The sequence below is a fragment of the Pedobacter sp. KBW01 genome, assembly GCF_003852395.1.
Classification (GTDB): domain Bacteria; phylum Bacteroidota; class Bacteroidia; order Sphingobacteriales; family Sphingobacteriaceae; genus Pedobacter.
Genome location: NZ_QAJQ01000006.1, coordinates 52795 through 72288, shown reverse-complemented (window position 1 = coordinate 72288; position 19494 = coordinate 52795). Strand labels below are relative to the sequence as shown.

Annotated in this window: 15 protein-coding genes; 2 read left to right on the top strand and 13 right to left on the bottom strand. The window is 42.1% G+C overall.

The window, feature by feature from the left end; genetic code table 11:
• Positions 1-19: 19 nt before the first annotated feature.
• On the top strand, positions 20-931 hold the full coding sequence (locus tag DBR40_RS05995; RefSeq protein WP_124558845.1) for an AEC family transporter: 912 nt from the start codon (positions 20-22) through the stop codon (positions 929-931).
• Between the two features lie 264 nt (positions 932-1195).
• On the opposite strand, the gene DBR40_RS05990 is transcribed toward DBR40_RS05995, so the two are convergent.
• Both DBR40_RS05990 and DBR40_RS05985 read right to left on the bottom strand, forming a co-directional pair.
• Entirely contained in the window at positions 1196-2389 is a 1194-nt protein-coding gene (locus DBR40_RS05990; RefSeq protein WP_124558844.1) for an aminopeptidase C, read from the bottom strand.
• A gap of 113 nt (positions 2390-2502) precedes the next feature.
• Positions 2503-3930, bottom strand: coding sequence for an L-serine ammonia-lyase (locus tag DBR40_RS05985; protein WP_124558843.1), 1428 nt, complete (start codon positions 3928-3930; stop codon positions 2503-2505).
• A 111-nt stretch (positions 3931-4041) separates the two neighbouring features.
• On the opposite strand from DBR40_RS05985, the gene DBR40_RS05980 reads away from it, so the two are divergent.
• Complete coding sequence (locus DBR40_RS05980; protein WP_166208236.1) at positions 4042-4536, top strand: RDD family protein; 495 nt, start codon at positions 4042-4044, stop codon at positions 4534-4536.
• Here the strand turns inward: DBR40_RS05980 and DBR40_RS05975 are convergent.
• The 11 genes from DBR40_RS05975 to DBR40_RS05925 all read right to left on the bottom strand — a co-directional run bounded on the left by DBR40_RS05975 (position 4517) and on the right by DBR40_RS05925 (position 19448).
• Positions 4517-5176 (bottom strand): MgtC/SapB family protein, encoded by a 660-nt coding sequence (locus DBR40_RS05975; RefSeq protein ID WP_124558841.1) that lies wholly within the window; start codon positions 5174-5176, stop codon positions 4517-4519. The genes DBR40_RS05980 and DBR40_RS05975 overlap by 20 nt on opposite strands.
• Positions 5177-5199: 23 nt before the next feature.
• Entirely contained in the window at positions 5200-6219 is a 1020-nt protein-coding gene (locus DBR40_RS05970; protein WP_233603814.1) for a PorP/SprF family type IX secretion system membrane protein, read from the bottom strand.
• 3 nt (positions 6220-6222) lie between these two features.
• On the bottom strand, positions 6223-12177 hold the full coding sequence (locus tag DBR40_RS05965; protein ID WP_124558839.1) for a PKD domain-containing protein: 5955 nt from the start codon (positions 12175-12177) through the stop codon (positions 6223-6225).
• A gap of 294 nt (positions 12178-12471) precedes the next feature.
• Positions 12472-14106, bottom strand: coding sequence for a chaperonin GroEL (gene groL / locus DBR40_RS05960; RefSeq protein ID WP_124558838.1), 1635 nt, complete (start codon positions 14104-14106; stop codon positions 12472-12474).
• 102 nt (positions 14107-14208) lie between these two features.
• Positions 14209-14499, bottom strand: a complete 291-nt coding sequence (gene groES / locus DBR40_RS05955; RefSeq protein ID WP_010599229.1) for a co-chaperone GroES — start codon at positions 14497-14499, stop codon at positions 14209-14211.
• Between the two features lie 269 nt (positions 14500-14768).
• Positions 14769-15527 carry a TIGR03915 family putative DNA repair protein gene (locus DBR40_RS05950; RefSeq protein ID WP_124558837.1) on the bottom strand — a complete coding sequence of 253 codons (759 nt, stop codon included), beginning with the start codon at positions 15525-15527 and terminating at the stop codon, positions 14769-14771.
• 160 nt (positions 15528-15687) lie between these two features.
• Positions 15688-16944, bottom strand: a complete 1257-nt coding sequence (locus tag DBR40_RS05945; RefSeq protein ID WP_124558836.1) for a putative DNA modification/repair radical SAM protein — start codon at positions 16942-16944, stop codon at positions 15688-15690.
• 101 nt (positions 16945-17045) lie between these two features.
• Positions 17046-17573 (bottom strand): hypothetical protein, encoded by a 528-nt coding sequence (locus DBR40_RS05940; RefSeq protein WP_124558835.1) that lies wholly within the window; start codon positions 17571-17573, stop codon positions 17046-17048.
• 74 nt (positions 17574-17647) lie between these two features.
• Entirely contained in the window at positions 17648-18295 is a 648-nt protein-coding gene (locus DBR40_RS05935) for an HD domain-containing protein (RefSeq protein WP_124558834.1), read from the bottom strand.
• Positions 18296-18367: 72 nt separating this feature from the next.
• A complete protein-coding gene (locus tag DBR40_RS05930) occupies positions 18368-18649 on the bottom strand; it encodes a helix-turn-helix domain-containing protein (protein WP_124558833.1) in 282 nt (93 codons plus the stop codon).
• 304 nt (positions 18650-18953) lie between these two features.
• Entirely contained in the window at positions 18954-19448 is a 495-nt protein-coding gene (locus tag DBR40_RS05925; RefSeq protein WP_124558832.1) for a hypothetical protein, read from the bottom strand.
• Positions 19449-19494: the final 46 nt, after the last annotated feature.

Below are 19494 nucleotides of genomic sequence, written 5' to 3'. Positions count from 1 at the left end.
GCTATATTTACAGCACCCCATGGCAAATTTTATTATTATCGGTCTGTGCATACTGGCAGGCATCCTTTTTAGAAAAAGCAAAACCCTGCCCAAGGATGCACACAAAGGCATTAATGCTTGGATTATTTACATTGCCTTGCCTGCGGCTTCATTTAAATATTTGCCGCATATTGTTTGGACAAAAGACCTGCTCTTTCCGGTGCTGGCGCCAATTTGTGTGTGGTTGTTTGGCTGGTTGTTCGTTACCGTATATAGCAGGAGCCAAAAACTAAGCAGGGCAACAACAGGCGGGTTAAAGTTAACCAGTTCTTTAAGTAACACTTCATTTTTGGGTTTCCCTCTAATTGCAGCCTACTTTAGCGAAAAAGATCAGGCTATTGCCATTATCTGCGATCAGGCTACCTTTATGCTCTTATCAACCATTGGTATTGTTGTGGCAATCCGCTCGTCGCAGAATCAAAAACTGAGCGCGCAGCTGGTGCTTAAAAAGGTGCTCACATTCCCGCCGCTTATTGGTTGCATTTTAGCTTTAACGGTTCCACATTTTATCACTATTAGCCCACTCGAACCGCTTTTCGAAAAACTAGCCGGAACGGTTGGTCCGTTGGCTTTATTTTCGATTGGTTTGCAACTTAAGTTTGGTGGATGGTTTAGCGAATTGAAACACATCAGCTTTACTTTATTATACAAACTAATACTGGCCCCTGTGGTTGTTCTGGCCATAGCTGTGCTATTGGGTTTAAGCGGTACAATTACCAGGATAACCATTTTTGAAATGGCAATGCCAACCCTGGTAACGGCTGGGGTAGTGGCCGATCAGTATAACCTGAACCCTAAACTGGCTAACCTGGTAGTAGGTGTGGGGATTGTACTGTGTTTTGTTACTACAGGCTTGTGGTGGTTGGTGCTGACTTATTCGGGGTTGGTTTAATCGCAAATGATTTAGCCACGGAGGCATTTCGAGCAGTGCAATGTATTCGAAAACTATTGGGAGCTCAGCGAAGCTAAAGCTGTTTAAAGACTTCTCCATTGCGCTGCGCTCCAGTCGAAATGACGATTACTATGGTAAGATCGGCGTCATTCGTCAAAAGCCCTACGCTTAGCGCACTTCGCGAAAAACTCAACGCGCTTAGCGATTAAATCCAATAAAAAAGCCGCAAAATTTCTTCTGCGGCTCCCCATCATTTAAGCTTTTTTACAAACCTAATTTTTTAGCAATAGCAGATGGAATACCTGCTTTGTTTAATAAAAAGGCAGTAGTTTTATATTTTACGTAGTTTTTGGTTACGTATAAATAACCTTTGTAATCATTGGTTACACCCCAAGAGTTTTTAACGATATAGTATTCTTTTCCATTCTGATCTTTCGATACACCAACAATGTGCATACCGTGGTCATCGGTAGTTTGGTAGTTATCAAAAGCAGCCTGACGGTTTTCCTGTGTAATTTCCATCTCTGCCTGCGGACCATTAAACATATCGGTTTTCTCTTTTACCGTCATGTCGTTATAAGGCGTTTGCGGAACGAAAGCCACACCGTTTTTGTAGCTGAAAGATTTCTCGCTTACATCAGTAGCCCAGGCCACAGTATAACCGTTTTTCAAAGCGTTGTCGATAATGTCGGTAATATCGTTTACTTTAACATTGTAAACCTGATCAAACGACCAGTTATCAGGAACCAATAACGTAAACTTGCTATAGAAAGGGTGATCGTTGAAAGAAGATAACTCTACATAATTATCAGGGTTGATGCCTACTACTTCGTTTGCGAAAGTTTTAGGAGTATATTTTTTGCCATTGTAAGTAAAGTTCTCTGGAACAGCGCCTAAATAAGCATCGATAACACCAGTATAAGCTTTTAACCAGTTTGGTGTTAATTCACCGTTCGAATTTTTAACCACAGCTTCTAAAACACCTTTTTCGATGTCGCCAAGCTCGGCCGTTTTATTGGTTTTTGTACCGTAGTTTAAGCCGGTATAGGCTTCCTGTGGCACTGCACCATATTTTCTGTACATATTAATTACATCGTGCAAAGCACCACCATCGCCTAAAGAAACCGCGCCATGCATACGTACATAGTTGATTCCTTTTTCTACATAAGCATTACGGGCCGTGAAAATCTGCGATAACTGAACAGGTTGTTTACCCGCTTTAATCATTTCCGATTCAAGGAAAGAGTTGGTAGAATAGCTCCAGCAAGTACCCGATGAACCCTGGTTTTGAACAGGCGTGTTGGCCAGATTAATAACATCAGTAAATTTAAAAGAGGCTTTACTGTTTTCGCTTTGGTTGTTTTTTAAAGAATTAACAAGATTGTCCTGACCATAGGTTACTAAAATAGATAACGACAAAGCCAGACCAATCACACTGATTTTGGTGTAGTTGATCATTTTTTTATGAATAATTAATAAAATTGAGCGAATGTAGAAATACTTGTTGATTTAGGGTCAGAATGTTTGTAATAAATCCATAATATCTGTCATTTAAATGCAACAATGTTGAGTTAGCACTCCGGCAAACTGATCGGGATATTGGTTGCAAGGCCTCCGTCTGAGGTTTCTTTGTACTTTGCATTCATATCCAGTGCAGTTTCCCACATTGTGTTTACTACGGCATCTAAACTTACCTTAGCCTTATCAGGGTTGCTTTGTAAAGCCAGCTGACTTGCGGTAATGGCTTTTATGGCCCCCATGGTATTTCTTTCAATACAAGGGATTTGCACCAGACCACCAATAGGATCGCAGGTTAAGCCCAGGTGATGTTCCATAGCAATTTCGGCTGCCATTAGTACCTGTCTTTGCGAGCCTCCAAGGCATTCGGTTAGTGCAGCTGCAGCCATGGCTGATGAAACGCCAATTTCGGCCTGGCAACCGCCCATAGCGGCTGAAATGGTGGCGCCTTTTTTGAAAATACTGCCTATTTCTGAAGCGCAGGCAATAAACTGAATAATTTTGTCTTCAGTATAGGCATTGCAGAAGGTAATGAAATATTGGAGTACTGCCGGTATTACTCCTGCAGCACCATTAGTTGGTGCGGTAACCACACGGCCAAACGAAGCATTTTCTTCATTAACAGCCAGTGCAAAGCAGCTTACCCAGTCTAAAATATAGTTGAAACCATTTCCACCGTTTCTAATCGCTTCCACCCAGGTATCGTAATTGGTATATTCGTTTTGACCGATCAGTCTTTTGTTGAGCGGAAAAGCACGTCGGGCAACATCTAAACCACCGGGTAGAAAACCGGTAGTATGGCAACCGCGGTAAATGCAATCGCGCATAACAGCGAAATGTTGTAAAATGCCTTTTTTCGTTTCTGCTTCAGGGCGCCAGGCCAGTTCGTTTTCCAGTACAATCTCGCTTACTTTTAAGCCGGTTGATAAACACCAATGTAAAAGATCTTTGGCTTTCTCGACCGGAAAGGGTAGGTCTACCTGCGGTTTATTGCTGTTGTCTTCACCCTCTTTTACCACGAAACCACCACCAATAGAATAGTAGGTTTCTGAGAAAGCTTTTCCATTGCTTAAAAAAGCCTGAAAAGTAACGGCGTTGGGGTGGAAGGGCAGGCTTTCGGAAAACAGGAAAAGCAAATCTTCTGTATAATCGAAATCAATAACGAGTTGATTGGCCAGGTTCAGTTTTTTGTTCTTTTGTATGGCTTCGAAAGTTGGCGTTACTGCATCTACATCAAAAGTTACCGGATCGGCACCTGTTAAGCCTAATAAAATGGCAACGTCAGTTCCATGGCCCTTACCTGTTTTAGCAAGCGAGCCATACAACAATATTTTTATGCCTTCTACGGTATCAATCGGGTGGTTTTGCGCTAGAGAAGCGGTAAACTGCTGTGCTGCCCTCCACGGACCTAAAGTATGCGAGCTGGATGGGCCGATGCCTATTTTAAAAATATCGAAAACTGAAATCTGTTCCTTAATCATCACGAAAGTTAGTTATGCAAAGCTATGATTGTTTTGTGATTTTTAGCTAAATAATTTTTTGCTGCTGCCTGAAAAAGTTTTACATTGTTAGGCACTAAAATAATGCCTCAAATGCAATTCGACCCGTTTAATAGAGATTTAAATTTAGCTTACTGCCGAGCTTCTACGCAGAAAAGGTTTGCTAACCACGTTATTGATGTACTCGTGTTCTATGTTGCGTTATTTGTTGGCGGAATTGTGATAGAAATAATCTATCCAGGTTTGTTGGATGGTATCAACGGTTTGTTGCTGATCCGCTTAATCGGAATGGTTTGTTACAGCTTGTTTATGTGTTTTATTGAAGCTGTTTCACGTGGAAAATCAATCGGTAAATTAATTACAGGAACAAAAGCAGTAAATTCAGACGGGACAGAAATCGATTTTCCGAAAGCCTTTCTGCGTAACATCATACGCGCGGTTCCTTTTAATGAACTTAGTGCATTGGGAAATCCCTGCGAACCCTGGCACGACAGGTGGTCGAATACAATTGTGATAGAAGAGAAAAAACTGGCATTGCAGAAGCAACGCACGGATTTGTTTGAATCTGTTAAAAATCAAACTCTATAATATCATCATCTTTTAGCATCCGCTCTACAAACTTCTGGTGGTTTTGTGGCGTGCCGGTAGCCGTCCAGTTTCCGGTAATGATATTATTTACCAGTTGGTGTTTGCCGCGCTGAGGCTTCAGTTTGCTTTCCCTGAAAACTTCCTCATAGCTTTCTAAATCGCCATGGGTATGCTGTTTTTTAACAATGCGGTACACCCGTTTGGTAAAGCGACGGTCGCCAATTTCTTCTAAAAAAGGAAAAATAATCAAGGCCAGCATCACTACAATGGTAACACCTATAGCCTGATGATAATAACCAGAACCAACAGCCATACCAATGGCTGCAACAATCCAGATGATACAGGCGGTGGTTAAGCCTTTAACGCGGTTTTCTTCTTTGAAAATTACGCCTGCGCCTAAGAAACCTATACCTGTTACAATGTTCGATGCAATTCGGTCTTGGCTCGTTGCCCCGATATTAATAGATAGGATAGTGAATAGCGTAGCTCCCAAACCAATCATCATCATGGTTTTTAAACCTGCTGATTTACTTCTGTACTCGCGTTCGGCACCTATGATACCACATAACAGGGTGGCGAGTAAAAATTTATTCACCTCGCTTTGCGTAATGAAATGGTTATTTTCCAGAATCTCGTTCATTGCCTTAAATTAACTAAGGCAAATTAATAAAAATCGTAACATCTTAAGCCATTTGCACGGCCTCCGTTCGAACTATTTGGAAAGTATTTTTCGTAGCCCACCCCAATTTCGGATGTACCGCCGGTATTCGTGTAGTTAATTTTAGAGGTGGTTGCATCATGGCTAATGCCCAGTCTGAATTTTTCGCCGTTGGTTCTTCTATTAAAAATATCGAAGATGACCGAAAAAACAATCGCGTCGTTTCCGTTTCTATTGCCATCGTTACGGTACCAGATGCCGGCGTTAATACCTGCGTATTTGTATTGCATACCCGCACTGAAAGAAGTAACGTTGGTTTGTTTGTAAGCAACGATAGAAGGGATGAGGTAGCTGCCGTCGCGGTCGTACTGATCGGGGATCAGGGTTAATTTGTAGCTCAAATTGCCTGAAACACGAAGGGGTAATTTGCTTTGAAAACCCGAAAGTGATTCGTCGGGCCGGTTAAGGTGGTGGGTAGCTAGCCCCATCATAAATTTGCCTACCACCAGGTTTGCTCCTGCGTTGGCATCTAAATAAAAGCGGCTATCTACGCTGGGGCGCTCGGCACCTGAAATACTGCCGGGAATGTAGCCTGTATTAATGTCGATCTGATCGCCAAACACCAGTTTATCCCAATTTAATTTCTGGTTGGTAACGCCTGCCTGCAAGCCAAACGAAAGGGTAAAATCGTCGCCGCCGATAATGTAGGCATAACTTACAGCAATATTATTTTTAACCAGATAAGCTGTGCCTTCGCTGCTGCGGTTAAAAACCAGGCCTATGCCACTGTTCAGCTTGCGGAGGTTAATATCGCCCGAAGCGGTCATGTACGAAAAATCGCTGGCCAAACCTGTCCACTGGTTGCGGTATAATGCATTAAACCTGATATCGCCCTCAAACTGGCCGGTGAGCGCCGGATTTAAGTAAATGGGCGCGTTGTAAAACTGCGAGTAAATATGGTCTTGCGCCAGTGAAATTAGTGGTAACGCCAATGCAAGCAAAAATATGATTATCCTTCTCCCCATCATCTATCTGATTAAATATATTACGCCTGTCTTTTTCGGAGGAGATGAATCGTAGGTCATCCCTTTCCAATCGCTGCCATTGATAAACCTGATATCTACTTTCCAGTAATAAACGCCCTGTGGCTGATCCTGGCCTTTGTAGGTGCCATCCCAACCCTCTAAAGGTGCGCCATCATCTAGTTTGGTCGTTTCCCATAACAGCTGTCCCCATTTATTGAAGACAGACATGGTCCATTCTTTTATACCGCGGCCTTTTGCCTTAAAAACCTTGATTTCGTTTTTGGCACTTGCTGGCATGAAGGAGTTAGGAATATTTAAATAACCCGGTACTCCGATAATCCTAACCGATTGGAATGTGGTAGCAGAACAACCTTCCTTATTCAATACTTTTAAGGTTACGGTGTAAGTACCTTCGTTGGCGTAAGTATGGTTAGGGTTTTGGAGGGCCGATTTAGCACCATCGCCGAAAGACCATTCCCAGCTTACGGCATCGGTGCTGGTATCTTTAAAGCCAAAGCTGTAATTCGGAATGGAAAGTTCGTTACCCGGATTTACCGTGAAATTAGCCAAAGGAGGAGCAGCAATTTGAATAAAATCGGGCAGGGCTAGAGTATTGGTGCAGCCCAGGCTATTGGTGGTGGTTAGGCTAACGGTATAATTTACGCCCGAACCGGTGTAGGTGTGCTGCGGTTCAAAATCAGTTGATGTTGGAGAGCCATCGCCAAAATCCCATAAATAGCCAACTGCGCCAACGCTGGTATTTTTAAATTTAACGATAAGATTGGTACAACCAATCGTTTTGTCAGCCATAAAACCAACGGTTGATTGGGGTAATATGGTTACAGTTTCGCTTGTCGAATTTGCTGAGCAGTCGTTTTTGGCATCAAGCTTAATCGTGTATTTACCTGGTTTGGTGAAAAGGTGTGGGAAAACACCAGTAGTAGTAGAAAAGGCCGTGCTGATTTCACCGGTATCTTCGTTGGTAAAGGTGTAGATGAAGCTGCTTGCTCCACTCGTATTATTGATGAAGTTTACGGTAAAGGGTGCACAACCGCTTTTCTCGTTTCCGTTTACCACCAGCTCGGGGATGATGTTGTTTGGCGAAACCCTGATGATAACCGGAGTGGCATTTACTTCACCACAGCCATTTTTCGCAGTCATGGTTACCGTAAAATCTTTTACCACCAATGTTGTAAAAGTGTGACTTACAGTTTGCCTGTCGGTGTAAGTTTCGGGGGTACTACCATCACCAAAATTGTAGGTGTAGGTGGTTCCGGTGCTTTCTGGTCCGGTATTGGTAAAGTTTACTAGTAAATCAGCACAACCTGTTGTTTTATCAGGAGAAAACAGGGCAACAGGTTTGGCATGTACAATAACTGTTGCGGTTGTTATCACCGGCGGACCACAGGGTGAGGTTGTTGTTAGTGTAATGTTATAGGTTTTGTCTTTCCCTGTTGGATCGGCCAGGAAAGTTATTGCTGCAGGCTGGGCAAGGGTAGAAGACTGCCCGTTGCCGAAATTCCATGAGTATGTTGCGCCGTTAAGCGGAGTAGTGGTATTGGTAAAGGTAACACTAACAGGGCCACAATCCTCGGTTACGCTTTGTGTAAAGGATGGCGTAACGATGGGTAAGGTGGTAAATACTTCACTTTTTTCGTCAGGGTTACAGCCCAGGCTGCTGGTTACCACGAGCTTGATGGTTACACTTTCATTGCCATTGGTAATGGTATAACCAGGAAAGGCAGAACCGGTTCCAATTTGTACATTGTTGGCAAACCAGGTGTAGGATGCATTGCGGTCGGGATATAATGTAGCGGCAACATTGGTTGCATCGAGCCTAAAAGGAGCACAGCCAGTGTTGGTTGTGTAGGTTATTTCAGCTTTTGCATGCGGGTTTACCGTTATTTTAATCTCGTTACTCAAATTACCCGAGCAGGCTCCGCTGGCTACTGCACGACGGTAATAGATGGTTGCAACTGGCGTTGGCGGGTTAAAGCTGATGCTTGTAGCGCCCAGCACATCGCTCCAGGCGGTTCCGTTTATACTCGATTGCCATTGGTAAGTGTAGGTGCCGCTGCCACCTGCAGGCGCAGAACCAGTAAGCGGTGCTGCCGGCGAACCCACACAAATATTCTGATTGGCGCTAATGGTATTGTTGGTTAAGCCCGGTAAAACGGTAATCTGTATTGAGCTGCTGAACGAGGTACAGATGGTACTGTTTACCAGTCGCCTGAAATAGGTAGAAACGGTAGCTGTTGTGGTTAAATCTTTATTAATGGCCGAAGGGATGTTGACCCAGGTACTGCCGTCGGGGCTGCTTTGCCATTGGTAAGTATAGATGCCTGTACCTCCGGTAGGTGTATCGCCGGTTATGGTAATGTTTTGGCCTGAGCAGACAGGTACAGCCGATGCGTTAATGGTATTGGTAACTGGCGAGTAATAGGTAATGGTCACATGATCAGTAGAAGGAGGGCAACCACCAAAGCCGGTAATGGTCCATCTGAAAGTATAAGTTTGGCCAGGTACAACACCGGTAACAGCGGTATTAAATAAGGATGCGTCGGTAAATACCACACCGGTTTGTCCGGAGGTTAGTGTCCAGATACCCGTGTTGGGTGCCGGATTATTTCCATTTAAGGTAATACTGTTACCACTGCATAAGCTTTGATCGGAGCCTGCATTGGCCGCCACTGTACCCGGGTTTACGGTAATGGTGGTTACGGTAGAAAGGGCCTCGGTACAGCTTCCGCTTTGTACTACAGCACGGTATTGGGTGGTAACGGTGAGGTTGGTAAATACATAAGGGTTGGCAGTAGAAGTAACCGTCGACCAGTTGGTTCCGTTATCAACCGAGCGTTCCCAGCGGATAATGTTACCTACCTGTCCGCTTAGCGTAATGTTTCCTCCATTGGTACCTGAGCAAACACTTGCATCGCCTGCCGTAGTGCCGCCTACACTCAGCGGGTTAACAATTATTTGGACTTCATCAAAGGAACTTGAACAGCCGGCATCGCTGATGGTCCATCGCAAGACATAGGTATTGCCTGCCGATAAGCCCGAAATTTGAGTGTTGTTTTGGGTGTCATCGGCAAAGGTTATAGTGGTAGGGGCTGATACGATTGTCCATTTACCGGTTCCCACAACCGGACTGTTTCCTTTTAAGGTGTAGCTGGTTTGGTTACAGATGGCCTCATCCGGGCCTGCATTGGCAGGTGTTACACCAGGCAATACGGTTATGGTTACTGTAGCAGTAGTACCGGGACAGCCATTAGCCGATACAGGCGTAACCGTATAAGTTACAGTTCCAGCGCTAGTGCCTGAATTGGTTAAAATATCGTTAATCTGATTCCCCGCTGCGGCAACGGGCCTGTTGGTATTGCCGGTTATGGCACCAGTTATGGTACTGGTATAAGTATAATTTACCCCTGCCAAGTTTGCCGAAAGAGTTATGCCAGCAGCAGTTGCATTGCAAATGCTTGTGCTTAGAGGCGTTGCGGTAGCTATCGGGTTGGGCGTTACGGTTACAGTGAGATTGAAAGGCGTACCGTCACAACCATCTTTGTGCGATACTATTACGTAAGTTACCACAGCATCGGTGCTGGCATCTGTATTGGTTATGATATCATTAATATCGCCGGTTCCGGTTGCCGTATAGCCGGTTGCATTTGGGGTTCCGGTGGCTGTCCAGGTGTAGGTAACGCCGGTTACTGCTGAGGCAGGTGTATAGGCAACGCTTTTTCCGGTACAGATGGTTTTGGTTGCTGCACTGGTAACGTTGATGTTTTGCTTAATCGTTAAAATAATATCATCATCTATCTGGTTGCAGGGAGCAGGTAAAGTGGTTGTAGCCCTCAATTTTAAAGTTACCGTTCCGGCTGCTTTTTCGGCTGCAGATGGCGTGTAAACGGCGTTTAAATCATTTCTATTGGTGCTAAAAGTCCCTGTTCCGCCTACCCAGGCCTGGCTTGAAGTGGTGCCTGTTACCGCACCAGCCAGCGTAAAGCTGGGGTCGTTAAAACAAATGCTTTGATCAGCACCTGCATTTACCACAGGTGCCGTGCTGAAAGTAAGCACTTGCTCATCTGTTGCTGTACCGCAGTTATTTTTGTGTACAACCTTTACGGTATAGGTATCGTAGCTATCGAACTTAATAGATGGATATTTAGAATTGGCAGTTGTGCCACCTGTAAAGCTGTAAGTGCCAGCGCCTGCTGCACTAACCGTCCAGGTATAGGTATCGGCCAGATCTTTTGCGGTACCCGAAAGCGTGGTTTTGGTTGGGCCGGTGGTGGTATTGTTAAAATCGTAGGTAGATAAGTTACAAAGGGTAATATCGGGCGAAAGAATGGCAACTGGCGTAGCATTTACCACCACTGTTTGCGCCGGAGTGGTAACTACTCCGCACGATGGGGTTGAAATGCTTAGGATAATGGTATAGATACCCGGATTAGTAAAATTAAATTCAGGCTCTTTACTCGTTGCGTTAGTGCCATTGGCATAAGTTACTGCAGGTGTTACCGACCAGGAATAAGTATTGGCGGCATTACAAATGTTATCTATAACCGAATTATCAGTAGGTTTTAATATGCCGGGAGCACAAATGGTTGTTGCGGGTAGGGTAAAATCTGGTTTTGGAGGATCTTGAATACAGATTTTCATTTCAACCGGATCAGCATTACAAGCGCCCGAACTGTTGGATTCAAGCCTGATTGTGTACTCTCCATGTGTAGGAAATTTGTACACCAAATTGTATGACCTTGGCTGGTTTACTTTAACGGGTACACCATTAACAAACCAATTGTAAGTTACTGTATTAGGCGTACAGCCTAAGGTAGTAGTATTGGGGTTTTCACCCAAAACAGAGGTGTTAACAAATGTAATATCTGTGTTGGTGCAGCCGGGTGTGTTAAAAGCAAATGAGTTGATGGGTTTTACTACTACTTTGGCTGATGAGGAAACGGGTGTGCCCACGGTACCACAGAAGGCATTCGATACGTTAATAGACACATCGAATGCGTTAAAAATCGTTCCTGCACTTGAGGTAGAAACACTCCCGCACGAAGATTTGGTATAAGCATGCTGTACTTTTCCGCTAAGGCTTTTGATATCACATAAAGTATATGTTGTGGTGGTTTGGTCTCCCCAGTTGATAGTATAAATATCGCCCGGGAAATTATTTTGTATCCCGGCGGTCGAAGTAATATCTACGTTAAATTCAAGATAGCCCATCGGCAAACAAACAACATTGTTTCCTGATGTACCGAAAGCTGTGATTGTTTTATTGTTAACCAATAAATAAGCCTTGGTGCCCACAGTACCATTGGGCATTACTGCTTTGGCCATAATGGAATAATGTACCTGTTGGGCTGTGAAGTTTTGAATGGCTGTTGGAAAAGGGATTACTGTTGGACTACCTCCGTTTACTTCATCCGTTACAGTTGCAAAAACCGTACTGTTTGCGGTAGATTCGTTTGTAATGAAGAAAGAATTGTCAGGTTTACTAATACAGGTACCAAAAGTTTCAGTGTTAGCGGCATTCAAATAGGTTGAAGTTAACTTCGCCTCAACAGCAGGACCAGCTTTAACTTCAAATGCAGTAGATGGGGCACTTGCAGAGGCTGGGCTGGTTGATTTTACCCTGACCATATAGCCTGTTCCTGATGTAAGCCCTGCTGGCAACACCCCATTAATGTAAGTGCTGTAAAAACCATTATAGGTACCGATCAGGGTTTCTGCTGCAAAACTTCCGTTCTGATCAGAAAGATAAAGCTGAAACTGGTTTCCCTGTGTGGCACAGCCTGAGGTAATGTTAAACGGAACACCGATTGTACTGCCCGGAGTAAAAGGGCCGGCATCGACTGTACCAATATTAACCTGCGAAAAACATACTGACGTATAAAACAATGCCCCAAAAAACAGGACAAAAAAATGCCATTTCCTTTTACAACGAATCTTCATAAATCTCTAACACTAGGGAATGATTTTATTGCGTTCTGGAAGTTATAGCTGTGTAACTTGCTTAATCTGTTTCCAAGGCTGGGTTCAGACATAAGACGCGTCAATAAATATTCGGTGCAAAGAACGTAATTTTTGCATTACATCTGCAAAATTTTACACCAACATTAACTAAATGAGCAGGTTATATCGCTTGTTAAATCTGGTTTTACGGGGCAAAAGGGCATAAAAAACCCCCAAGGCTTTATCTCCTTGAGGGCATATTTTTACACGAAATTGTTTCGTTATGGATTGGTATTACATCATACCGCCCATACCGCCGCCGCCCATTGGAGGCATTGGAGCACCACCTTCTTCAGGCTCGTCTGCTAAAACAACTTCAGTAGTTAATAACATTGCTGCAATAGATGCTGCGTTTTCTAATGCTACACGGCTTACTTTAGTTGGATCGATAACACCAGCACCAATTAAGTTTTCGTAAACACCAGTACGGGCATTGTAACCGTAATCAGCAGTGCCTTCTTTAACTTTTTGTACCACGATAGAACCTTCGATACCTGCGTTTTCGCAAATCTGACGTAATGGCTCTTCAATAGCACGGCGGATGATCTGGATACCAGTGTTTTCGTCTTCGTTAGCACCTTTTAAATCAGCGATAGAAGCTACAGCGCGGATGAAAGCAACACCACCACCAGCAACAATACCTTCTTCTACAGCCGCACGGGTTGCATGTAAAGCATCATCAACACGGTCTTTTTTCTCTTTCATTTCAACCTCACTTGCTGCACCAACGTAAAGAACTGCAACACCGCCAGCTAATTTAGCCAAACGCTCTTGTAATTTTTCTTTATCGTAATCAGAAGTAGTAGTTTCGATTTGCGCTTTAATCTGGTTAACACGGGCTTTAATATCTTCAGTGTTACCTGCACCGTTAATTACAGTTGTATTGTCTTTATCAACAACAACTTTCTCGGCAGAACCTAAGTAAGTTAAATCAGCATTTTCTAATTTGTAACCTCTTTCTTCCGAAATAACAGTACCACCAGTTAAAATAGCGATGTCTTCTAACATTGCTTTTCTTCTGTCGCCGAAACCTGGAGCTTTAACAGCCACAACTTTCAGTGAACCACGGATTTTGTTTACTACCAAAGTAGCTAAAGCTTCACCATCTAAATCTTCAGAAATGATTACTAATGGTTTACCAGTTTGAACAGTTTTTTCTAAAACCGGCAACAATTCTTTCATGTTGCTGATTTTTTTATCGTAGATTAAAATGTAAGGGCTGTCTAGTTCAGCTTCCATTTTATCTGCATTGGTAACGAAGTAAGGAGATAGATAACCTCTATCAAACTGCATACCTTCTACTGTTTTTACTTCAGTTTCAGTACCTTTTGCTTCTTCAACAGTAATTACACCATCTTTACCTACTTTGCTCATTGCCTCAGCAATTAACGAACCGATTACCTCGTCGTTATTAGCCGAAATAGAAGCAACCTGTTTAATTTTGTTGTTGTCTTCGCCAACGGTTTGCGATTGAGTTTTTAAGTTTTCTACAACAGCAGCAACAGCTTTGTCGATACCGCGTTTTAAATCCATTGGATTTGCACCAGCAGCAACGTTTTTAATACCAGTAGTAATAATAGCCTGCGCTAAAACGGTAGCAGTAGTAGTACCATCACCAGCAATATCAGCTGTTTTAGAAGCTACTTCTTTAACCATTTGAGCACCCATGTTCTCAACTGCATCTTTCAATTCGATTTCTTTAGCAACAGTAACACCATCTTTGGTGATTGCCGGTGAACCGAATTTTTTATCGATAATTACGTTACGTCCTTTTGGACCTAAGGTTACTTTTACTGCATTTGCAAGAATATCAACACCTCTTTTCAGGGCGTCGCGTGCTTCTACGTTATATTTTACTTGTTTAGACATTTTAAGATTTATTTTAAAGTTTTAATGCTTGAAGGTTGAAATGTTTCAGTCCCTCGATTTATATCACATTGCAACATTTAAACGTTACAACATTTCAATTCCTTATCCTACAACAGCGTAGATGTCAGTTTCGCGCATAATCAGGTAATCTTTACCTTCGTAAGGGAACTCAGTACCGCCGTATTTACCATAAATTACAACATCGCCAACTTTTACGCTAGCTTTTTTACCTTCAGCATCTTCTTCAGAAACAGAAACTACAGTTCCTTTAGATGGTTTTTCTTTAGCAGTATCAGGGATATACAAACCTGATGCAGTTTTTTCTTCTGCTGCAGCTGGTTCAACTATTACTCTGTTCGAACTGCCAGCAATTGGTTTAAGGTTTAACGCCATAACTTTTATTATTTTTTTATTTTGATTTTGTTTTTTAACTAGGCATACAATTAACACTTTTTATGCCAATAGGTTTTCAGGGACAAATTTTCACCAAACTGTCAAACTTTTCACGCTAATTGCTTGTAGGCGTGTCAGCATGGCAGTAAGTTTTGATTTTTTAAGCCTGGTTTATGGTTTAATCGATAATCGTCATTTCGAGCGAACCCGATAGCCATAGGATCGAGATGACGGTTTGCTTGTGAAATGAATCAATGTTTATAGCCATTTTATATTGCTTTCTCTGTTAAGTACTTCCAATATCTTTTAGGTACGTGTTGTAAGTGTAATTTTGTGTTTTTTCTGGCCACAATATTAGCACTTTTAAAATAATCTTTCCAAAGTGCCGCATATAGCGTTTCATTTTCGTCCATTAGTGCAGGGGCAGGTTTTTGCTTATTAATGCCGTCGGCAAAGCCGATTGTGATTTCAGCTACTTCATCTAAATTGTAATGCAAACCATATTTACGCTTTAAATCATAAATCACCCATTGCTGATCGGCATAACGGTTTTTAAAATGGTTGGAAATTAAGGGCAGCACATTAAAATCAGGATCAATACTGGCATAAAACAAACCGTCGCCTGTTTTTTGAAACCGGATAAAGGCCTCCATCCTGTGTTTCTCCCGCTCTACACTTTTGGCGTATTTAGAAAGGGCCATTACATGTTCGTTACCGTAATTGCCCTCTGCAGCAGCATGTTGAAAAATGTAAACCGAAAAATGAAAGAGGTGGTTATAAGCTTCCGGGATTTCGGATAAATAACTGCAGTAAAATTTGCGTAGTCCTGCTTTCGTTAGTTTCTTTTGAAGTCCCAGCCAAACGCGGTCGGCTTTTGGAGCATCGGTGGTCACCGTAAAACTTTCTGCAAAGGCTTCGGGCTGAAACATGTCGATTGATTTGAGCACAACTTTGCCGGGTTTGCGTTCAAACCATTCGAAAATTGCTGTTAAAAGTCCCGGTAGGGAACCGTCGAAGATGTAGATCATATGGTAACTTTTTTCGTTAATTGTCATTCTGAACGTAGTGAAGAATCTCTTTTCCAAGAGTCAAAACACCAGGGATTTATAAGCGTTAAAGTCAGTGGTAACAGGAACTAAAACCGTCCAGACATTGCAGATTCTTCACTGCGTTCAAAATGATAGCAGATTAGAACAAAAGCATCTGGTTGTTATCTGTTTTTAAATATTTGCTCTTACTTTCGGCCAGAATAAAAGCTTTAATTTGTGTGCCCTGATAATCTCTTAACTGATAGGGGCTATCGGCACAAACTATAAAATGCCGCGCTTTATTGTAAGAAATGCCTATTTTCTTCAGTTGGTCAATTCTCAGTTTTCCAAACTTGCGGGCCTGAACAATTTTTTGGGCCGACATTACTCCAATCCCCGGAATGCGCAAAATCATTTTATAATCGGCCTGATTAATGTCGACCGGAAAATGCTGCATGTTGCGGATGGCCCAGCTCAATTTGGGGTCGATATCTACATCCAGGTTTGGATTGGCATCGTTTAAAATTTCCTGAACCTTAAAGCCGTAGAAACGCATCAACCAATCGGTTTGGTACAGACGGTTTTCTCTTAACAGCGGCGGTTGTGTACCTAAAACCGGCATACGGCTATCGTTGCTAATGGGCACATAACCCGAATAGTAAACCCTTTTTAACGAGAAGTTTTTATAAAAGGCATTGGCAGTGTACATAATGTCTTTATCGCTTTCGGGTGTTGCACCAATAACCATTTGGGTGCTTTGCCCGGCAGGTACAAATTTCGGAATGTGCTTAATCAGTTTTTTATCAGCCGAAAACTGGGTAATCTGCTGTTGTACAAATTCCAGTGGCTTAATCACATCGGCATGATTTTTTTCGGGTGCAAGTAGTTTTAGGCCGGCTTCGGTTGGCATTTCTAAATTGATGCTCATTCTGTCGGCATACAATCCGGCTTCTTTTATCAACTCATCGCTGGCTCCGGGAATGGTTTTAAGGTGGATATAACCATTGTAATTTTGTTCTAAACGCAGTTTCTTCACTACAAGCAGCAAGCGTTCCATCGTGAAATCGGCATTTTTAAAGATCCCTGAGCTTAAAAACAGGCCTTCAATATAGTTACGACGGTAAAAGTTCATGGTGAGGTCTACCACTTCATCGACTGTAAAAGCAGCGCGTTTGATATCGTTGCTTTTTCGCGAAACGCAGAACAAACAATCGTAGATACAGTGGTTGGTAAGCAGGATTTTTAAAAGGGATACGCATCTGCCATCTTCGGTATAAGTATGGCAAATGCCCGATGCATGGCTATCGCCAAGGCCTTTATTGTCGTTTTTTCTTGTGCCGCCGCTTGATGAACAAGAAACATCATATTTAGCGGCGTCAGCAAGAATATTCAATTTTTCACGAATCCGGTCAGACATAGAGAAAATGTTTTAATGCTAACAAATATAGTTAAAAACTAAAAATATTAGTATTTAAAACGTGCCTAATCCCATTCTGTTCTGGAATAATTGGATTTGAATTAAAAGCTGTTTGAAGGTTGTAATTTGGTGTTTAGCGGTAAATGGTTACTGATGTGGTAGTTTTCCTGGTAGTGCTCCAATCCCGAAAAAAAACGATCGGCTTCGGCTTCAAGATCCCTTACCGGGTTAAAATTAGCTACAAAGTGCGGGTTCTTAAATTCAATCTGATAATAATAGCCACCATTGTTGTTATCGAACATTTCAGTTACCCGGCTAACATTTTCCCAGCCCGAAAAAAAATCGGTTCTGCGGTATAACAAAGAAGTACTTTTTAATTTAAAGCCAATGCCATCGTCTCCGATTAATACCTTGCTGTTCACAAAAACCTGTGTTTTAGCCACCCAGAACAACATAAGGGCCATCGAAATAATAGATAAGGAAACCAACATTAACATCATTCCCTCTGAAAGCGAGGTAAATAAACCAAAAATGCAATACATTACCAATGAAATGAACAGCACTGGAAAGCCAATCATCGCAATTAGCATCACATTGTTTTTGTGATATTTTAGTTTATAGATGTGCATGGCTTTAATTTTTGTAAAGTTAAGCCCCCTTGTATGTCTTTGAAATACTTAGTTTTAGGTATTTTTCCTTTAGATTATTGCTTGCCCGACCACTCTTTGTAAAAATGATCTAAATAAAGCAACATAAAATTATGCCTTTCAGTTGCCATAGTCTTACCAGTTTCGGTGTTCATAAGGTCTTTTAACAGCAATAGTTTTTCGTAAAAGTGATTGATGGTTGGTGCAGTTGTATTTTTATAACTTTCTTTGGTTAGGTGCTCTTCTGGCGCAATAGCCGGATCGTAAAGCACCCTGTTTTTAAAACCGCCATAAGTAAAAGCCCTGGCAATACCAATGGCGCCAATAGCATCCAAGCGGTCGGCGTCTTGTACAATCTGCATTTCCTTTGAGGTGAAACCGGCAGCATCAAAGCTGTTTTTGAACGACATGTTCTGGATAATCAGTTTAACGTGCTTAATCGTTTCTGCATCAATAGCAATTGATTCCAGAAATGATGCTGCCATATTGGGGCCTAATTCTTCATCGCCATGGTTAAACTTTGGGTCGGCAATATCATGAAGCAAAGCTGCAAAAGCCACAACAAGCTCGTTGCCATTTTCTTGTTGGTTAATGGTTTTTGCGGTTTCAAAAACCCTTTCAATGTGGAACCAGTCATGCCCTGCTTCAGCATTTGCTAAAGTTCTTTTTACAAAATCGATGGTTTTCTGAATAGGTTCCTGCATTGTGCTAAATTTTTCCAAAGGTATTGGAATTATTTGGCGCGGGAAATAAATGATATCAACACGGCCACTAAGTTAGCTCGCTGCTGCAGCCCTGCGCTCATCGTCAGCAATAATTTTGATCAGGTCATTGTGATTAAGCGTTAACAGGTGCGATACCTCTACTTCTAAAATTGCAGCAATTTGAAATAGGCGATCTATAGTGAGTTTGCTGTATCCAAGCTCAATTTTACTGTAAGCGTTTTGAGATATTTTTAATTTTGCAGCCAGGTAATCTTGAGTATAGTCCCTGTACTCTCTAATTTTTCTAATATTCCCGGCCACATTCTTTGTCTTTAATGCCAATGTATTTTCCATAAAAAGGTGTTAAAATTTTAACGTTTCTCTTCTCATTTACGAAAGTTATAAGCCAATAGTTTTTTAAAAAGTGATTTTTTAGCACTATTAGGAATTACGTGAAGTGGAGAGCCAACTTATTACTAGCAACAATTAGATCTTGAAAAAGTTTGAGTTGCTGTATTTGTTATTGATAATTAGCGGGTTGTGTTTTTTGCTGAAGTGTTTGAGGCGTTATAAGCGTTAGATACTGATAGGTGTTCTGAAATTTATGAGAGGCTGGTAGTATAGCGTAAACTTAGATTGGGGCAATCGGTTTTAGGTTTTAATACAAACCCCAATCGTCTTCAAATTCGTCTTTTTCGAAATATTTTACCCACTCGATGAACAATAAGCGAAATTTTTCGATTTCAGCCAAAACAATGTCTTTATACTCGGGCGTACAGATCCCGAACATATCTGCAGCTCTTACCTGGGTTTCGAGCTCGCGGCAGTTGGTTCTGATAATGGAAGCATTTTCCATCCGTAAAATGTACATGTCCGCACCCTCTGCACCCACAATTTTAGGGCAGAGCATAAGCGCATTCTGCATAATTAAATTGGCGGTCATTTCGGCCATTTCGCCTTCAAGTGTTTCGCAAAACAGGGCTGCATATTTGTATACTGCCCTGGCTTGGTTATATAAGTTCTTAGCCCTGGATACTTTTAATCTCACTTTTTCGGCATCATCAGACGATAGATTTTCTTCATCCTCATCATCCCGGCCAAAGCGGCTAAAATGCTCCCATTCGGGCATATGATCCATGTCATCGAATTCCATATTCTTAAAAATTGGTTACGTTATGGAACGTAAGAGCGTGTAATAT